Here is an 18,653-nt window from a genome sequence, read left to right as displayed (position 1 = left end):
TAATTATTGGGCATTAATTTTAGGAGGCAGTTCCGGCTTGGGATTGGCAACTGCAAAAAAATTAGCAAAACACGGTATGAACATTTGTATCATTCATCGGAACTCAAGAATGCAGGATGATGCTATTCAATCTGAATTTAATACTATAAAAGATGAAGGTATTCAGTTTAAATCGTTTAACACAGATGCTTTTAATACTGAAAAACGAGATGTTATAATTGAAGCGTTAAAATCTTTGCTCGGTGAAAAAGGAAAAATAAGAACTCTTGTACACAGTGTGGCTAAAGGCAACCTTAAGCCCATGATTTCTGAAGATAAACCCGTATTAAAAAACGATGATTTTGCATTAACCATTAACGCTATGGCAATTAGTTTATACGATTGGACTAAAGCCTTATATACCAACAAAATGTTTGCTAAAGACGCAAGAATTATAAGCTTTACTAGCGAAGGCAACACCAAAGCTTGGGAGAATTATGCCGCTGTTTCTGCTGCAAAGGTAACCTTAGAGGCTATCACCAGAAATATCGCACTAGAATTTGCAACCTACGGAATTAAAGCCAATTGTATACAAGCTGGTGTTACAAATACGGCTTCTTTAAGAATGATACCCAGCAGTGATAAGATAATAGTACATACCTTAAAAAGAAATCCAAATAAGCGCCTAACATTACCAGAAGATGTAGCAAATGTTGTTTATTTATTAAGTAAAGATGAAGCGTCTTGGATTACAGGAACCATAATTCCTGTGGATGGCGGAGAGCATCTTTCATAGTAAAATTATAACCAGAGGTCTACAGAACTTGAAATTTAGAAATGAAATCAGAACAAATCATAAAACTTTTACCCTATCAAGATCCTTTTTTGTTTGTTGATGGCATTAATTCTATCTCAGAAGATGGCGTAACAGGGTATTATACGTTTAAAGCCGATGAAGTCTTTTACAAAGGGCATTTTAAAAACAACCCTATAACGCCGGGAGTCATTTTAACCGAATGTATGGCACAAATTGGTCTGGTTTGTCTTGGTATTTATTTGCTCAGAAATGAATTCATTGAAACAACAAAACCTCAAATAGCGCTGACCTCGCATCAAATGGATTTTTATCTCCCTGTCTTACCAAACGAAAAGGTAACTGTAGTTTCTGAAAAGGAAGTATTCAGGTTTAATAAATTGAGATGTAAGGTGGAACTATTTAATGCTAAAGATGAATTGGTAGCACGAGGAAAAATTTCTGGAATGTTAAAAATATGAAACAGCGCGTCGTTATAACAGGGTTAGGAGTTGTAGCACCAAATGGTGTTGGAGTAACTGATTTTACAAAAGCACTAAAAAATGGTACATCAGGAATTACATTTCATCAGCAATTAAAGGGCTTAAATTTTTCTTGCCAAATAGGAGGTATTCCTCAAATTTCTGAAGTATTAAAATCTAAATATTTTACAGATTTACAACTTAGAGGCTTTAACAGCTCTGGAATTTTATATGGTTGCATTGCAGGTATTGATGCATGGCAAGATGCTGGCTTTAATGTAGATAGTGAAAGTCCACTAGATTACGATACGGGTCTTATTTTTGGTACAGGAACCTCCGGTGTAGAGAAGTTTCGCGAGGCTATTTATAATTTAGATAAAGGAGATGTAAGGCGTTTGGGTAGCACCGTTGTTTTACAAACTATGGCAAGTGGCGTAAGCGCATATCTTAATGGTATGCTTGGTTTAGGAAATCAGGTTACAACAAATTCATCGGCCTGTGCCACAGGAACCGAGGCATTACTTATGGGCTTTGATCGTATACAAAACGGAAAAGCGAAACGCATGTTGGTAGGCAGTTGCAGTGATCATGGTCCCTACATTTGGGGCGGTTTTGATGCCATGCGCGTGATGACCTATAAACACAACGATAGTCCTGAAACAGCATCGAGACCATTAAGTGCCTCAGCATCTGGGTTTGTTCCCGGTAGTGGTGCTGGTGCTTTTTTGTTAGAATCTTTAGACAGTGCTTTAGAGCGAGGAGCAACTATTCATGCTGAGGTTTTAGGAGGTGAAGTTAATTCTGGTGGGCAACGACAAGGAGGCACACTTACCGCGCCAAATGCTGAAGCTGTGCAACGCTGTATTAAGAATGCTATTAAAAATTCTAATATTCATCCTAATGACATAGAAGTCATTAACGGTCATCTGACCGCAACTACTAAAGATGCATTAGAAATTCATAATTGGAGCAAAGCCTTAAGCAGGGAAGGAAACAATTTTCCTTATATTAATTCAACCAAATCTATGATTGGCCATTGCTTAGCAGCATCAGGCGCAATTGAGTGTGTGGCGAGCGTGATCCAATTAAAAGAGCAATTTATTGCACCAAATATTAATTGTGAAGATTTACATGCCTCGATTAGTGAAATAGTGGCTTCAGAAAAAATCCCTAATCAAAAAATAGACTTAAAATTTAATATTATAGCTAAAGCTAGCTTTGGTTTTGGTGATGTTAATGCCTGTGTTATATTTAAAAAGTTTGATAACTGATAATTATATATAGTACGTTTAGATTAACTTTACAAGTAAAAATAACTATGGAAAACGAGGAACTAATTAGCAAATTAAAAGCAATTGTTTCACCTTATGTTCAAGATAATGAAGACTTTGAGAATCTTTCTAAAGACACTGATTTTGTGAAGGATTTAAAGATAAACTCTGCAAATTTAGTAGATATTATACTTGATATTGAAGATGAATTTGATATTCGATTAGAAAATGAAGACATGGAAAAAATGTTAGATGTTAAAGCGGCAATGGAAATCGTTAATGAAAAGTTAGCCAATTAATGATTGGCATAGATATTATTGATATTGCTGAGGCTAAAAGAACGTCTAATTGGGAAAGACCTCGTTTTTTAGAGAAGCTTTTCACATTAAACGAGCAACAATTAATTCATGCTTCTAAAAATCCGTTTATAATGGTTTGGCGATTGTGGAGCATGAAAGAGGCTGCGTATAAATTATATACACAAACACACCCTGAGCGGTTTTACAACCCTAAACAATTTCAATGTGAAATTATTGGCGTCAAGTTAAAGGTGAAGTATAAAGACTTTCAATGTTTCATCAACACAAAAATAACAACGCAGTATATTCTCTCTGAAGCTTCATTAATAGAAAATAAAATAACTTCAAAATATTTAAAATTAACATTTAGCGACTTCAATAGTCAGAGTAAAATCACAAAGGAGGCTTTAATTGCGGCAGTTTCAGATCAACTTAACATATTAAAATCAAAATTAAAGATTTCAAAATCAGAATTTGGAATTCCTTCAATGTATTACAATGCTAAAAAGCTAAATATCAGAATTTCCTTAAGCCATCATGGAAATTTTGGCGCTTATGGGTTTGTTTAAATAGTTATGTATTATTTCCGCGAAAGTATAAATCTTGTGTAAACACTAAATGGGTTTCATCTTAAAAATCTAATTACAGAATATGTAATGGAAAAATTAAAAAACATAATAACAACAATCATAAAATTCAGATTAGCAATCATTATTATTCTCGCCGTTTTAGTGGGTTTTTCTGGCTACCAAACCTGCTAGCGCTCGTTTGTAACGCGTGCCGTATTGAGTAAGAACAACAAAAAACTATTCTAATATTTTAGGATAGGTTTTTTGTATTTTAGATGTATGAGTAGGAAGTATAAAATTCAAAATAAATTGGGGTTTTATTTTATGTCGTTCTCTACGGTCTATTGGTTAGATATTTTCAAGACGATGATACTGTTTTAAAGATTGATAAGATAAGGTTGATTGGTTAACGGCACTCGTTACAAACGAGCGCTAGCAATCAAGATTCATGAATCAACAATCAAAATCTATTTTTCAATTTTCAAACAAATTTCAAGACCTTTTTTAATAGCTTCAAAATGCTCAAAAAGCGCAATTCCTCCATTTAAATTAGCTTCAATTAAATAATAATGACCTTTAAAATAGGAATGTTTGGCGATAGCTTTTAATTCTGAATTTTCTACTATTTTTAATTGATGTGCATAAACTATTTCGTTACTTATAACATTAAATTCACCAAAAAAAGATGCAATTAAAGGCGTTTTCGGGTTTTGATAAAGCGCTTCTGGTATATTGTTTACAACAATTTTATTATGGTTTAGAACAATCATACGGTCTGCGAAACCGAGTACATCTTCTTTGTCGTGAGTAGCTACTATACAGGTAATATTTTTATCTTTTAGATATTTAAAAACACTTCTGCGAAGACTTTGTTTTTTAAAATTATCAATATGGCTAAAAGGTTCATCTAGCAAAATAATTTCAGGTTGTTTAGCTAGAGCCCGAGCTAATGCAACACGTTGTTTTTGACCACCACTTAAGGTTTTAACTTTAATTTTCGCAAACTTAGTAAGCTCAATAACTTCAAGTAATTCTGCAGTGCGCTGTTGCTTTTCTTCTGGATAAAAATTTGAAAGAAACTTTCCTATATTTTCTTCAACAGTTATAAAGGGCATCAAGTCAAATTCTTGTGCGACGTACTTCATTAAATCATGGCCAACAACCAAGTTGTATTTTGGCCCCAAGATTTCTTCTTCTTTCCAAAAAATTTGCCCTTGATTTAAATCATATTCACCATGTAATATTTTTAATAAGGTGCTTTTACCTGTACCACTTTCTCCAATAATGGCAATATTTTCACCGGGTTTTGCTTTAAAAGAAATATTCTTTAAAACAGGCGTTTTATCATAAGAAAAAGAAAGTTTTTTTACATTGAGCATAGCGTGGCAAAAATAGTATAAAAAAACACGCTTCTAAAGTAGAAGCGTGTTTTAAGTATATGGATAATGATTTTATCTTTTTATTTTTTCATTGGTTTTTGAAGGCAATACGTCAAACCCCATATTGAAAAGCGTAAAGCAATAAACATCTACATATTGCTCAATAATTTTACTTACAGGTGTTCCTGCTCCATGACCACCATCGGTTTCAACACGTATTAAAGTTGGATTTTTACCTGCTTGTTTGCTTTGTAATTCGGCCGCAAATTTAAAACTGTGCGCAGGTACAACTCTGTCGTCATGGTCCCCCGTTGTAATTAATGTTGCAGGGTATTCAATACCTTCTTTAACATTATGAACTGGCGAATACCCTTTTAGGTATTCAAACATGTCTTTATTGTCTTCAGCGGTTCCATAATCATAAGCCCAACCTGCCCCAGATGTAAAGGTGTGGTAACGTAACATATCTAAAACACCAACTGCTGGTAATGCTACTTTTGCTAAATCAGGACGTTGAGTCATTGTCGCACCAACTAGTAAACCACCGTTAGAACCACCTCTTAAGGCTAAATATTCTGATGAGGTATAATTGTTATCAAATAAATATTCCGCAGCAGCGATAAAATCATCAAATACATTTTGCTTTTGGAATTTAGTTCCTGCTTTGTGCCATGCTTCACCGTATTCGCCACCGCCACGTAAGTTAGGTACTGCTAAAACACCTCCTTGCTCCATCCAAATAGCATTACTAATGCTAAAAACAGGGGTTAAACTAATATTGAATCCACCATAACCGTAAAGAATTGTTGGATTTTTACCATGTAGTTCTAAGCCTTTTTTATGCGTAATAATCATTGGAACTTTTGTTCCGTCTTTAGAAGTATAAAACACTTGATTGCTTTTGTATGCTTCTGGATTGAACTCTATGTTAGATTTACGATATAATTCAGAAGTACCATGTTTAATATCATACTTATAAATATTACCTGGAGTTTTATAGTTTGTAAAAGAATAGTATAGCTCTGTTTCTTCTTTTTTAGTGCTAAATCCACTTGCACTTCCGACTCCTGGTAATTTTATCTGTCTAATTAGTTTACCAGTGATATCATACTGTAAAACTTTAGAGATTGCATCCACCATATATTCTGCGAAGAAATAACCACCACCTTTTGAAGGAATTAATACATTTTTGGTTTCAGGAATAAAATCTACCCAATTTTCTGGAGTTGGATATGAGGCATCAACCGTAACCATTTTTTTGTTTGGGGCATTCAAATTAGTTACTAAGAATAGTTTACTAGCAACATTATTGATAACATAAGTATCACTATCTGAACTATCCAAAATAGCAATTAATTTACTGTTTGGTTTTGTGAGATCTTTAATGAATAGCTTATTTCCTGAAGTGGAAACTCTAGGTGAAATTAGTAAGTAACGATTGTCTTCTGTTACCGTTCCATAAATATAACGATGCTTTTCATTAGGTGTTCCACCATAAATTACTTGATCATCTTGTTGAGATGTCCCTAATTTATGATAGTAGACTTTGTGTTGATCTGTTTTGGCGGACAGTTCGCTACCTTTAGGCTTATCATAACTTGAATAATAGAAGCCTTCATTTTTATACCAAGACATGCCACTAAATTTGATATCTATTAGTGTGTCTTCAATAATTACTTTGCTTTCGGTATTCATAATCAAGACTTTTCTCCAATCGCTTCCAGCTTCAGAAATGGAATAGGCTAATATTTTACCATTTTCAGAAAAACTTAAAGCTCCAAGAGAAATAGTGCCATCTTCCTTAAAAGTATTTGGGTCTAAAAAAACAGTTGCAGTATTTGGATCTTCTTCTGTCTTATATCGATAGATTACATATTGGTTTTGAAGTCCGTCATTTTTATAGAAATAGGTATAATCACCTTCTTTAAAAGGGGCACCTACTTTTTCATAGTTCCATAATTTTGATAATCGTTTTTTAAGCTCTTCACGATATGGGATGTTCTCTAAATACCCAAAAGTAGCATTGTTTTGAGCTTCAACCCAAGCCTCAGTGTCTGCACTTCTATCGTCTTCTAGCCAACGATAAGGGTCTTTAACTGCTATATCAAAATAAGTATCTACCGTATCTACAGTTTTAGTTTCTGGGTAATTCACAGTAATATTGGTTGTTTTCTTTTTATTCTTCTTTACAAGCCATTAATATTGCGACGCTTAGAAGTGTGATTATTCATTTTTTATGAATTATGAATTTGTCAAAAGTAAACAAAAAACTCCTGCATAATAAATACAGGAGTTTTGTAATATAATATTAAACCTACACTAATTTATTTTCGATTAAATATTCAGCGATTTGAATTGTGTTAGTAGCGGCACCTTTACGAAGGTTATCAGCAACAATCCACATATTTAAAGTATTTGGTTGTGTTTCATCTCTTCGAATACGACCCACAAATACCTCATCTTTGTCATGTGCATAAATAGGCATTGGGTAGGTGTTTGTATCTGTATTGTCTTGGACCACAACCCCAGGAGTTTCATGTAATAATTTACGAACATCAGCTAAATCAAAATCATTTTCAAACTCCACGTTTACAGATTCTGAATGCCCACCAGCAGTAGGGATTCTAACCGCAGTTGCCGATATAGAAAACGTTCGGTCATTCATTATTTTTTGAGGTTCTCTGGCTAATTTCATTTCCTCTTTGGTATATCCATTGTCTTCAAAAACATCACAATGAGGTAATGCATTTCTTCCGATTGGATAAGGGTAAGCCATTTCCCCTTCAATACCGGCAATTTCATTTTCTAGTTGTTGTACTGCTTTAACACCAGTTCCAGAAACAGATTGGTATGTTGAAACCACAACACGCTTCATTTTATATTTTTTATGAAGCGGATTTAAAGCCATTACCAATTGAATGGTAGAGCAATTAGGATTAGCTATAATTTTATCGTCTTTAGTTAGTTCACTAGCATTTATTTCAGGAACAACTAATTTTTTGGTAGGATCCATTCTCCAAGCTGAAGAATTATCAACCACTGTAGTCCCTACCTCTGCAAATTTAGGAGCCCATTCTAAAGAGGTGTCTCCTCCTGCAGAAAATAATGCAATATCTGGTTTCATAGAAACAGCTGTTTCTAAACCAACGACTTTATAATCAATTCCTTTGTAGGCTACTATTTTTCCGACTGAACGTTCAGAAGCAACAGGGATTAATTCTGTTACAGGAAAATTACGTTCAGCAAGAACTTTTAGCATCACTTCTCCAACCATACCAGTGGCACCAACAACTGCTACTTTCATATCATTTAATATTTAATAAATTTCTGTGGACAAAACTAAGTATTAATTCCATTTTAAAATCTAAAAAAAGCCCTCATTTAATAAAAATGAAGGCTTTTTAACAACAAATAACACGTAGTTATTTAATTAACAATTTGTTATTTTTTTAACAAATCTCTAATCTCACCAAGTAAGTCTTCTTGTGATGGTCCTGCTGGTGCTTCTGGAGCAGGCTCTTCTTTCTTCTTCATATTGTTTACCCCTTTTACAATTAAGAACATTACAAAAGCAACGATAATGAAGTCGATAACATTAGTTAAAAATGCCCCCCAAAGTACTGAAACATCGCCTTCTACAACACCACTAGCGTTTACTACACCTTCTTTGATAACGTATTTAAGATCTTTGAAATCTGCATCGAATATCAATCCAATTAATGGAGAAACAATACCTCCTGTAAATGCCGTAACGACTTCTTTAAAGGCAGCTCCCATTACAAAACCAACAGCAATGTCTATTAGGTTGCCCTTCATTGCGAATTCTTTAAACTCTTTTAACATAATTATAAATTTTTAGTTAGTATTATTACGACACAATTTACATAAAAAAGTCACTATATGTTAAATAATCTAATTGATTAATGTAGAATCAGCCGCTTTACTCTTTGAGATATAGCAGTAATAATTTCGTAAGATATTGTATTTACAGTAGCAGAAAATGTATTTGCCGTATGGTTTTTTCCAAAAACGATGACTTCATCACCTTCATTACAATCAATCTTGGTAATATCAACCATAATCATATCCATACAAACATTTCCAATAATTGGTGCTTTTTGCCCACTTATAGTTACAAAACCTTTGCCATTACCGTATTGTCTTCCAATACCATCGGCATGACCAATAGGAAGCGTCGCTGTTTTTAATAACACATCACTTTTAAAAGCGCGATTATAGCCTACAGAGTGACCTTGTTCAATAGTATGAATTTGAGAAATAACAGTTTTTAATGTTGCAATAGGTTTTAAATATTGGTCCTCTTTTTCAGTCCCGATAGTTATCGGGATACCAAAACCATATAAACCAATACCACATCTAACCATATCAAAATGAGCCTCAGGATAATTTATAACACCTGATGTATTACTTATATGAAGCATCGGTTTGAAACCAATTTGTTTCGTGAAATCTTTAGCAATATTTTTAAAAGTTTTAATCTGGTTTAAAGTAAATGCCTTCTCATTTAAATCTTCACTGGCAGCTAAATGCGAAAAAATAGATTTTACTTTTATAGCTTTACTTGCTTTTAATTTAGAGATTATAGAATCAACTTCATTTTTAGAAAAACCTAATCGATTTAACCCCGTGTTAAATTTAATATGAATGGGATAGTTGGTTTGTTTTTCCGCGGAAGCGATAGTAATAAACTCCTTTAAAATTTTAGAACTATAAAGACTTGGCTCTAAACAATTATCTATAAGTGCTTTAAAATTTATAGGTTGTGGATGCAGCACCAAAATAGGTTGAGAGATGCCAGCGTTTCGAAGTGCAATACCTTCATTAATATAAGCTACCGCAAAATAGTCTGCATTTAAACTTTGTAAATAATTAGCAATTTCAATAGCATCGCTACCATAGGCAAAAGCTTTTACAACAGCCAAAAATTTAGTACTGGGTTGCAGCTTAGATTTAAGATACTCAAAGTTATGTTTAAGTGCTTTTAAATCAATTTCAAGCACAGTTTCTTGTGCTTTAGGCATTGGAATCTTTGTGTTTAGTATTTACTTCTTCGGCTTCGTTAACCTTCATGTTTCGCACCTTATCACGAAGCATTGCTTTATAATATGCTGCTCTACTTAAGGGCTCGTATTCATTAACTTCTCCAAGTAAAACAAGATTATCGTTTTGGTTTTTTCTGTAGCTATATTGGGCTAAGTTCCCTGTTCTAGTACAAACAGCATGTACTTTAGTTACATACTCTGCCGTTGCCATCAAGCTAGGCATAGGGCCAAAGGGGTTACCTTTAAAATCCATATCCAAACCAGCAACAATAACACGAACACCTTTGTTTGCCAAATCGTTGCAAACACGTACAATTTCGTCATCAAAAAACTGTGCTTCATCAATACCCACCACATCACAACCATCCGCTAAAATTGGGATATTTGCAGCAGCAGGAACGGGTGTAGAGCGTATTTCATTCGCGTCATGTGAGACTACCATATCCTCATTATAGCGTACATCAATAGCAGGTTTAAAAATCTCAACTTTTTGTCTTGCAAATTGAGCACGCTTAAGCCTACGGATGAGTTCTTCGGTTTTTCCAGAAAACATGGAGCCACAGATAACTTCAATCCATCCAAATTGTTCTTTCTGATTTACTGTATTTTCAAGAAACATTTCGTAATTTTATCATGGAGCATATTTTAACTTTTTGATTGAAGCGAAATTTGTCATTTTGTAGCTAGTTAAAGGCTTTTTTGAGTTGCATAGCATCGCTACGGAAGGAAAAAAAGACAAAAAATGGATGCAAAAGGGCAATTTTTAGCCAATAAAAAAAGTTTAAATGAGTTCATTAAACAAAGTAATTTAGCGTTTGTATAAAGGTGGCGTAAATTTATTAAAAATCAAAAGCCTAAAGTGCAATAATTTAAAATTTATAAACAATGAAGAAGAAGCTTGAATCTGAACTCATCAGTATAGCACATAGAATTCTTAAATTAAAGGGGAAGGAAGATGTTATTAAAATGCATGCCGAAGTTTCTGCCCTTTATGAGAAACTATCTGTATTAAAATTTGCACATGAAAATTTTGAAGGCGACCTACCAACAATAGGCAGCGATTCTTCATTTTTTGATATGTTAGACAGTGCCTTTAATAATAAGGTTAGTGATAATATTGAGGTTGAAGACAAAATATATATTAATCTTGACGAGGTTGAAGATGATGATATTATGGAGCCCTTAATGAACAAGATTAAAGACATGGTAGCGTATATGCCAGATGAGGCCGAGGAAATTGAAACCGTTTTTGAAGAAGCCATACCCAAAACGCCAATTAAGAAACATGATTTAGAAGATATTACTGCTGGATTTGAAGATACACCAATTTTTGAACCCATTACTAAATCGCAAAATGGAGTTTCAAATGGTAAAAAATCTTTAAATGATCAGCTTAAAGTTGGTGGATTCAATATAGGTCTTAACGATAAAATCGCCTTTATAAAGCATTTATTTAATGGTAAAAGCGAAGATTATGATCGTGTTTTATCTCAACTAAACACCTCAGTTTCCTTTGAAGATGCTAAGCATTTTATAGATAATATGGTAAAACCAGATTATACTAATTGGGCTGATAAAGAAGAGTTTGAAGAACGCTTCATGGAAATTATAGAAGCAAAGTTTAATTAAAAATTGGGTGTTACCGCGCCAAAAAAGCGCGGTCGTGCTTTATTCGTGGGTTAAAATTTTATAATATTGGACTCATGAATATAAATATATCACTACTCGCTTCCTCCTGCGTCGGGGAGCTCAAACAGACCGTTCAATCACTAACACATGAGTAAACTCTTCATCGTTCCAACACCTATTGGAAATTTAAAAGACATCACATTTAGAGCCATTGAAGTTCTAAAAGAAGTTGATTTAATTCTAGCAGAAGACACCAGAACCTCAGGAAAACTTCTAAAACATTACGAGATTTCAACACACATGCAATCGCATCATATGCATAACGAGCATAAAACAGTTGAAAACATCATTCAAAAATTAAGAAGTGGTGTTTCGATAGCACTAATAAGCGATGCAGGAACACCAGCCATTTCAGATCCTGGGTTTTTACTGTCGCGTGCATGTATCGAAAATGGTATTGAAGTAGACTGTTTGCCTGGAGCAACAGCATTTGTGCCTGCATTAGTAAATTCTGGCTTACCAAATGATAAATTTGTGTTTGAAGGTTTTTTACCTGTAAAGAAAGGCAGGCAAACCCGACTGTTATTATTAGCAGAAGAAACCAGAACCATGATTTTTTACGAAAGCCCACATAAATTATTAAAAACCTTAGGGCATTTTTGTGAGTATTTTGGAGAAGATAGGCAAGTATCTGTTTCCAGAGAACTCACTAAATTATTTGAAGAAACTATTCGCGGAACAGCCAAAGAAGTATTAGAACACTACACAAATAAACCACCAAAAGGGGAGATTGTTATTGTGGTTGGCGGCAAAAAGTAATAACGTCATGTTGTGCGCCGTCTAAACATCTCATGAATGAAAAATTTACTAAACAATATAAAGCAATGCACTATTTGCGAAAAGCATTTGATTTTAGGACCACGACCTGTAGTATCTGCACACCCAGAATCTAAAATTGTAATTATTGGTCAAGCACCAGGAACAAAAGTGCATGCTTCAGGAATCCCTTGGGACGATGCAAGCGGCAGACAATTGCGAAAATGGCTCAATGTTTCTGTTGAAGATTTTTATGATGAAACAAAATTCGCTATCATCCCCATGGGTTTTTGCTATCCTGGAAAAGGAAAAACAGGCGATTTACCACCACGACCAGAATGTGCACCACAATGGCATAAACCATTGTTTGATGAACTTAAAAATGTGGAACTCGTTATTTTAATTGGTATGTATGCCCAAAAGTATTATTTGGGAAAAGTAGCTAAGAAAACCTTAACGGAGACTGTAGATAATTTTCAAGAATACTTGCCTAAATATTTGCCGTTACCACATCCATCGCCTAGAAATCGATTTTGGTTGACTAAGAATCCTTGGTTTGAGGTTGAGGTTTTGCCTGAGCTAAGGAACATCGTTAAAGATTTGATATAAAAACTGGTGTAAAAAATCCTCCACATCCAGATAAAAAATCAAAGAATAATTTATTTTTCATTTTTGTTTAAGGTACTATTAGAGAATAAATTAAAAAATCTTTTAATTGGAAGGTTACTAAAAAACTCACCCATGTATTTTATTTTTGGGTTAGGGATATCTTTAATAATAAACACCATGATAATTATCCATATAAGAAAAAAAATAAAGCATATACTTAGAGTTATAGCAATTGTTATTGACGCATTTTTAAATATTTCCATGATGTTTAATTAATTTCAGCTAAAGTAAATCAGTCTTTTGAAATGGTTTAAGACATGAAATTCTTCTGATTAATGCAATGAAAACATTATTAATTAAATGAAGAGCTTTTAGGAGTAATCTAAAGTTGTAAATAAGCCAAAACGGATTTTAAAATAGAATTCAACAAAAAAACCTCCCCATTTCTGGAAAGGTTTCAAATAAATTATTCGTGTATTAGCGGCTAATAAAAAGGCAGATAATTATCATGAGATTCCTGCCTTCGCAGGAATTAAATATGTTTTCCCTTCTCCCAACCATGTTTTCCCAAATATTGGTCGCCACTTTCAACAGCACCACCTTCAATTGAGGTTCCCATACTATCATTCCATCTATTTAAATATCCAAATAATGAAATAACACCCAACATTTCAACAATTTCACCTTCATTCCAATGTTCATATAATCGTTTTTTAATTTCTTCGTCAACGCCATTTGGTACTTGAGAGGCAAGTAAAGAAAAATCAAGTGCAGCACGTTCCGATTCACTAAAAGCGGGATGTGTTCGGTATTCCCAAATATTATCAAGCTGTTCTTGTTCTGCGCCATAGCGCTCTGCAGCTCGAATAGCATGTGCTTGACAATATCTACAACCTGTAGAATTGCTAGACACCCAAGCAATCATTCGTTTTAACGCCGATGTAACTTTGCCTTCATTTGCCATAACAGCTTTATTCAAATTAATAAACGCTTTACTTATTGCAGGGCGACGTTGCATGGTTAATACCGAGTTAGGGCAAAACCCTAAAGTTTCATTAAAAAACTCAGCAAGTTCTTTGGTTTCTTTATCGTAATCAGCAGATAATGGTGTTACTAAAGGCATAGTTTTATTTTTTGTAGTATTTTTGACACCTACAAGAAACATCAAATTTATAACTCCAAATATAACTGGGGTTTTTTATAGATGTTACTTGTGTCAGACTTATTAAAGTAATATTATCACAAGAAACAAAAATTATTTATAAAAATGGCAGATCAGGTTACTACAAAGTGGTTAGGCAATATGAAGTTTGAAAGCACAAATCCATCAGGACATAACTTATTTATTGATGCAGGAGAAGAAAGCGGAGGAAAAGGCGAAGGGTATCGGCCCAAAGCCTTAATGTTATCAGGTTTAGCAGGGTGTTCGGGTTTAGACGTGGCGGCATTAATAAAAAAGATGAAGCTAGAAGTTGATACGTTTAAAATTGAAACTGAAGCTAATTTAACTGAAGAACATCCCAGATATTATGATAAAGTAGCGATGCATTTTCATTTTTATGGTGATGATTTAAACGAAAAAAAGCTTCAAAGAGCCGTTGATTTATCTATTGAAAAATATTGTGGCGTTATGGAAATGTTTCGTCAGTTTTCAGAATTAAAAATAGAAACACATTTTCATAAGAATAAAGGGCAATAAAATTCGTTGAACTTTTATCATAAATTTTCATTCTCTCAATGCGTTGGACTTTAAAACCTAAACCTCATACTGAAACAGTTGAAGCTTTACAAAAAGCACTTCAAGTAGATTGGACAACAGCTACTATGTTGGTGCAAAGAGGCATTGAAACATACGAGGATGCCAAAACCTTTTTCAGACCCAGATTAGAAGATTTACATGATCCATTTTTAATGAAAGATATGGATAAGGCTGTGGCGCGTATTGAAAAAGCCATTGCAAATAATGAAAGTATTCTTGTTTATGGTGATTATGATGTTGATGGAACAACTTCTGTGGCGTTAATGTCTTCTTACTTAAAAACAAAGCATAATTTAGTTTACACTTACATTCCAAATAGATATGACGAAGGTTACGGCATTTCTTATAAAGGTATAAACTTTGCTTTAGAAAATGGGTTTTCACTAATTATTGCATTAGATTGTGGGATTAAGGCTGTTGAAAAAGTAGCGCACGCCAAGGCTTTAGGAATCGATTTTATTATTTGCGACCATCACAGACCTGCAGATAAAATTCCAGAAGCGGCTGCAGTTTTAGACCCAAAACGAGAAGATTGCGAGTATCCTTTTAAAGAATTATGTGGTTGCGGTGTTGGTTTTAAATTAGTTCAAGCTTTAGCATCAAAAGAAGGTAAAACAGCTAATGATTTAACTGAATATTTAGATTTGGTAGCCACCGCTATAGGTGCAGATATTGTTCCTATAGATGGAGAAAATAGAGTGCTCGCTTATTTTGGTTTAATGGTTATAAACACCAATCCTAGGTCTGGAATAAAAGCGATTTTAGATCAGGTTGAAAAAACGGAATTAACGATTACCGATGTTGTTTTTATTATTGCGCCTAGAATAAATGCTGCAGGACGCATGAAACATGGAAATTATGCGGTAACTTTATTAACTGAAGAAGAGCCAGATATGGCTGAAAAATATGCTGCTGAAATTAATGACTATAATTTAGACAGGCGTGAAACAGATAAGCAAATTACAGAGGAGGCTCTTAAGCAAATTGAAGAACAAAAAGAACAGAACCGCCTTACTACTGTTGTTTACCATGAAGATTGGCATAAAGGTGTTATTGGTATTGTGGCTTCTAGATTAACTGAAACCTATTACAGACCAACATTAGTATTTACAAGAAGTGGCAATAAATTAGCAGCTTCTGCGCGATCAGTAAGAGATTTTGATATTTACAATGCTTTGGAAAATTGTAAAGAACATATTGAGCAATTTGGCGGCCATAAATATGCAGCGGGTTTAACCCTTGAAGAAGAAAATTATGAAGCGTTTAAACAAGCTTTTGAAGATGAAGTGTCAAGAACTATAGATAGAAGTCTATTGATACCAGAAATTAAGATTGATGCAAAAATTGATTTAAAAGATATCACACCCAAGTTTCACAGGATTTTAAAACAGTTTGCACCTTACGGGCCAAGTAATATGACACCTGTTTTTTTGACTGAAAATTTAATAGATACGGGTTACGGAAAATGTGTTGGTGCAGATAAAACACATTTGCGATTAACGGCTACCCAACCAGAATCAGCAAGTAGGATGGTGGCGATTGGTTTTAGCATGGGTGATAAATTTGATAAGATTTCTGAAGGAAAGCCATTTAAGGCTGTCTATTCCATTGATGAAAACGAATGGAGAGGAAATGTAAGTTTACAATTGAAGTTAAGAGATTTAAAAAAACAAAAGTAGACCTGAGCTTAAATTATGGCAAAAAACGACCCGTATGCCGCATTGCGAATTAAAGAGTTCAACATTTTCTTATTAGTCCGTTTTGTCTTAGTTTTTGGATGGTCTATGCAATTTATAGTTATTGAGTGGCAAGTATATAGTATTACTAAAGATCCACTTTCTCTTGGTATTATTGGTCTTATGGAAATTATTCCAGCTTTTACAATGGCACTTTTTGCAGGTCATATTGTAGACCAAAAAGAAAAACGAAACCTTTTTGCACTTTGTATTGCTGCTTTTTCTCTTATTAGTTTGGGGTTATTTCTTTTAACTTCTGATGAAGTAGTTGGTAACTGGTCAACAAAGTCTATTTTATATTCTATTTATGCTCTTGTTTTTTTTGGTGGTTTTTTGCGTTCTTTTTTCGGACCAATAATTTTTTCTTTAGTGGCTTTAATTGTACCTAAAAAAATATATCCTAATGCCGCTACATGGAGCACAAGTACATGGAAAACAGCTGCGGTTTTAGGTGCACTTTTTGGTGGGTTTTTTATTAGTTGGATTGGAGTAGATAACACCTTGTGTGTTGTTTTTGTGATGGTTGTTGTTTCTTTTTTCTTAAATTTTCTCATAAAAAAGAAACCTATTCTAAATAAGAAAATAGGCGAGCCTGTAAAAGAGAGTTTAAAGGTTGGTATTCGTTTTGTGTTTCAAAACAAAGCTATTTTAGGGGCTTTAACTTTAGATATGATTGCGGTTTTATTTGGTGGAACAGTAGCAATACTTTCCGTTTTTGCTCAAGATGTATTGGACGTTGGTAGTGAGGGTTTTGGAATTTTAAACGCATCCATATCCATGGGAAGTATTGTTACTATGTTTATTACAACATATATTCCTATAAGTAGAAATACAGGTAAAAAACTACTTATTTCAATTTTTATATTTGGTGTTAGTATTATTGGTTTTGGCTTATCTTCTGTGTTTTGGATAAGCGTTTTAATGTTATTTATTAGCGGAGCTGCAGATGGGGTTTCTATGATTATTCGTCAAACCATTCTACAATTAAAAACACCTGATAACATGCGTGGGCGTGTATCTTCTGTTAATTCTATGTTTGTGGGGTCGTCCAACGAGTTAGGTGCTTTTGAAAGCGGTTTAGCAGCTAAATTAATAGGCCCTGTAGCTGCCGTAGTTTTTGGAGGTACTATGACTTTAATTACAGTTTTTGCTATTGGTGTTAAAAACCCGGTGCTTAGAGATTTAGATTTAAGAGCCGATATGGAAGCTCATGAAGATGAAAATTAATATGCTTTCAACTCCATTGTCTCTCCATCAAAAACACCATAGGTATAATATGTAATCCAATCACCAAGGTTTATGTATTTTGAGTTTTCGTTGAGGTCTATATTTAGTGGCAAATGTCTGTGCCCAAACACAAAATAATTGCGGTGTTTGTCTTTTAGTTTCTCCTTGGAATATTGTACCAACCATTCATTTTCTTCTCCTAAAAAAGTAGCGTCATCATCTCCAGAAATCAGTTTATTTTTCACAGATAAATATTGTGCAATACGCATACCAATATCAGGATGTGCCCATCGAAAAATCCATTTAAAAAACGGATTGGTAAACACTTTTTTCATGCGTTTGTAACCTTTGTCATAAGGCCCTAAACCATCGCCATGACCTATAAAAAAGGTTTTACCATTAAACGTGAATTCTTTTGGTTTGTGGTAAACTGGAATATTGAGTTCTTCTTCAAAATAGCCATTCATCCATAAATCATGATTTCCAACAAAATAGTGAATAGGAATTCCTGAATCTGATATTTCTGCAAGTTTACCTAAAGTTCTAGTGAATCCTCTAGGAACTACGGTTTTGTATTCAAACCAAAAATCGAATAAATCGCCTAAAAGGAAAATAGCAGCGGCATCTTGTTTTACTTCGTCTAACCATGTTACGAATTTCTTTTCGCGAGGAAAAGAGGCTTCTTTTGTTGGGGCTCCTAAATGATTATCTGAAGCGAAATATATTTTTTTGCCTTTTGGGATTTGCATGTTGTAAATATACTAATTCCTGCGAATGCAGGAATCTCATGTTTTTATTTTTCTATGTTCGTTTTGCCTTGATACACTATTTAGCTTTTTTAGGAATGTCTAGTAGACATTTCAAGCTAAATACAAAAACCAAGAAACCGATTTGAAAACTCCGCGTCGAACTTTCGTTCTCCAGTTCTCGGAGCTTTTCTTCATCTATTCTGAGCCTTGACGGTCAATTCTGTGAATTGATTAAGGACTTTACTTTTTGCTAATTATTGGATTATTGATGTTTATATTGACCATCGATTTTG

The 18,653-nt window shown here is 33.9% G+C and carries 18 protein-coding genes and 1 pseudogene; 11 read left to right on the top strand and 8 right to left on the bottom strand.

Going from position 1 to position 18,653, the window contains the following annotated elements; all coding sequences use genetic code 11:
• The 5 genes from AAC024_RS01720 to AAC024_RS01700 all read left to right on the top strand — a co-directional run.
• Positions 1-775 (top strand): SDR family oxidoreductase (locus tag AAC024_RS01720; RefSeq protein WP_339893444.1); only part of this gene is annotated, 775 nt, incomplete at its 5' end.
• A 41-nt stretch (positions 776-816) separates the two neighbouring features.
• On the top strand, positions 817-1,254 hold the full coding sequence (locus tag AAC024_RS01715) for a hydroxymyristoyl-ACP dehydratase (RefSeq protein ID WP_339893443.1): 438 nt from the start codon (positions 817-819) through the stop codon (positions 1,252-1,254).
• On the top strand, positions 1,251-2,525 hold the full coding sequence (locus AAC024_RS01710; protein ID WP_339893442.1) for a beta-ketoacyl-[acyl-carrier-protein] synthase family protein: 1,275 nt from the start codon (positions 1,251-1,253) through the stop codon (positions 2,523-2,525). Before AAC024_RS01715 ends, AAC024_RS01710 begins: the two co-directional genes overlap by 4 nt.
• 47 nt (positions 2,526-2,572) lie before the next feature.
• On the top strand, positions 2,573-2,824 hold the full coding sequence (locus AAC024_RS01705) for a phosphopantetheine-binding protein (RefSeq protein WP_339893441.1): 252 nt from the start codon (positions 2,573-2,575) through the stop codon (positions 2,822-2,824).
• Positions 2,824-3,393 carry a 4'-phosphopantetheinyl transferase superfamily protein gene (locus AAC024_RS01700; RefSeq protein WP_339893440.1) on the top strand — a complete coding sequence of 190 codons (570 nt, stop codon included), beginning with the start codon at positions 2,824-2,826 and terminating at the stop codon, positions 3,391-3,393. Before AAC024_RS01705 ends, AAC024_RS01700 begins: the two co-directional genes overlap by 1 nt.
• 467 nt (positions 3,394-3,860) lie before the next feature.
• Here AAC024_RS01700 and AAC024_RS01695 read toward each other — a convergent pair whose 3' ends face one another.
• From AAC024_RS01695 to AAC024_RS01670, 6 genes and pseudogenes are all read right to left on the bottom strand, one after another.
• Positions 3,861-4,772 carry an ABC transporter ATP-binding protein gene (locus tag AAC024_RS01695; protein ID WP_339893439.1) on the bottom strand — a complete coding sequence of 304 codons (912 nt, stop codon included), beginning with the start codon at positions 4,770-4,772 and terminating at the stop codon, positions 3,861-3,863.
• A gap of 72 nt (positions 4,773-4,844) precedes the next feature.
• Positions 4,845-6,969, bottom strand: a pseudogene (locus AAC024_RS01690) (prolyl oligopeptidase family serine peptidase).
• Positions 6,970-7,086: 117 nt separating this feature from the next.
• Complete coding sequence (locus AAC024_RS01685) at positions 7,087-8,076, bottom strand: aspartate-semialdehyde dehydrogenase (protein ID WP_339893438.1); 990 nt, start codon at positions 8,074-8,076, stop codon at positions 7,087-7,089.
• Between the two features lie 137 nt (positions 8,077-8,213).
• Positions 8,214-8,615, bottom strand: a complete 402-nt coding sequence (mscL, locus tag AAC024_RS01680) for a large conductance mechanosensitive channel protein MscL (protein ID WP_339893437.1) — start codon at positions 8,613-8,615, stop codon at positions 8,214-8,216.
• A 77-nt stretch (positions 8,616-8,692) separates the two neighbouring features.
• Positions 8,693-9,814: an alanine racemase gene (gene alr, locus AAC024_RS01675; RefSeq protein WP_339893436.1), complete on the bottom strand. Its 1,122-nt coding sequence runs from the start codon at positions 9,812-9,814 to the stop codon at positions 8,693-8,695.
• Positions 9,807-10,454, bottom strand: coding sequence for a thymidine kinase (locus AAC024_RS01670; RefSeq protein WP_339893435.1), 648 nt, complete (start codon positions 10,452-10,454; stop codon positions 9,807-9,809). Before AAC024_RS01670 ends, alr begins: the two co-directional genes overlap by 8 nt.
• Before the next feature lie 266 nt (positions 10,455-10,720).
• On the opposite strand from AAC024_RS01670, the gene AAC024_RS01665 reads away from it, so the two are divergent.
• The 3 genes from AAC024_RS01665 to AAC024_RS01655 all read left to right on the top strand — a co-directional run bounded on the left by AAC024_RS01665 (position 10,721) and on the right by AAC024_RS01655 (position 12,889).
• Positions 10,721-11,464, top strand: a complete 744-nt coding sequence (locus AAC024_RS01665) for a hypothetical protein (RefSeq protein ID WP_339893434.1) — start codon at positions 10,721-10,723, stop codon at positions 11,462-11,464.
• 147 nt (positions 11,465-11,611) lie between these two features.
• The gene (gene rsmI / locus AAC024_RS01660) at positions 11,612-12,283 is read left to right on the top strand and encodes a 16S rRNA (cytidine(1402)-2'-O)-methyltransferase (RefSeq protein ID WP_339893433.1); all 672 of its coding nucleotides are present in this window, start codon (positions 11,612-11,614) and stop codon (positions 12,281-12,283) included.
• Positions 12,284-12,319: 36 nt separating this feature from the next.
• The gene (locus AAC024_RS01655; RefSeq protein ID WP_339893432.1) at positions 12,320-12,889 is read left to right on the top strand and encodes a uracil-DNA glycosylase family protein; all 570 of its coding nucleotides are present in this window, start codon (positions 12,320-12,322) and stop codon (positions 12,887-12,889) included.
• A 532-nt stretch (positions 12,890-13,421) separates the two neighbouring features.
• Here the strand turns inward: AAC024_RS01655 and AAC024_RS01650 are convergent.
• Positions 13,422-14,012, bottom strand: coding sequence for a carboxymuconolactone decarboxylase family protein (locus AAC024_RS01650; protein WP_339893431.1), 591 nt, complete (start codon positions 14,010-14,012; stop codon positions 13,422-13,424).
• Between the two features lie 144 nt (positions 14,013-14,156).
• Here AAC024_RS01650 and AAC024_RS01645 point away from each other — a divergent pair, with 144 nt between their 5' ends.
• From AAC024_RS01645 to AAC024_RS01635, 3 genes are read left to right on the top strand one after another with little or no spacing between them, the layout of a single operon-like run.
• Complete coding sequence (locus AAC024_RS01645) at positions 14,157-14,588, top strand: OsmC family protein (RefSeq protein ID WP_339893430.1); 432 nt, start codon at positions 14,157-14,159, stop codon at positions 14,586-14,588.
• A 38-nt stretch (positions 14,589-14,626) separates the two neighbouring features.
• Positions 14,627-16,327: a single-stranded-DNA-specific exonuclease RecJ gene (gene recJ, locus AAC024_RS01640; RefSeq protein ID WP_339893429.1), complete on the top strand. Its 1,701-nt coding sequence runs from the start codon at positions 14,627-14,629 to the stop codon at positions 16,325-16,327.
• Positions 16,328-16,342: 15 nt separating this feature from the next.
• Positions 16,343-17,611, top strand: a complete 1,269-nt coding sequence (locus tag AAC024_RS01635; protein WP_339893428.1) for an MFS transporter — start codon at positions 16,343-16,345, stop codon at positions 17,609-17,611.
• Here the strand turns inward: AAC024_RS01635 and AAC024_RS01630 are convergent.
• Positions 17,608-18,360: a UDP-2,3-diacylglucosamine diphosphatase gene (locus tag AAC024_RS01630; RefSeq protein WP_339893427.1), complete on the bottom strand. Its 753-nt coding sequence runs from the start codon at positions 18,358-18,360 to the stop codon at positions 17,608-17,610. The two genes, AAC024_RS01635 and AAC024_RS01630, sit on opposite strands and share 4 nt — an antisense overlap.
• Between the last annotated feature and the right edge of the window lie 293 nt (positions 18,361-18,653).

It is taken from the genome of uncultured Algibacter sp. (assembly GCF_963976535.1).
Taxonomy (GTDB): domain Bacteria; phylum Bacteroidota; class Bacteroidia; order Flavobacteriales; family Flavobacteriaceae; genus Algibacter_B.
This window is presented reverse-complemented; position numbering and strand designations above follow the sequence as displayed.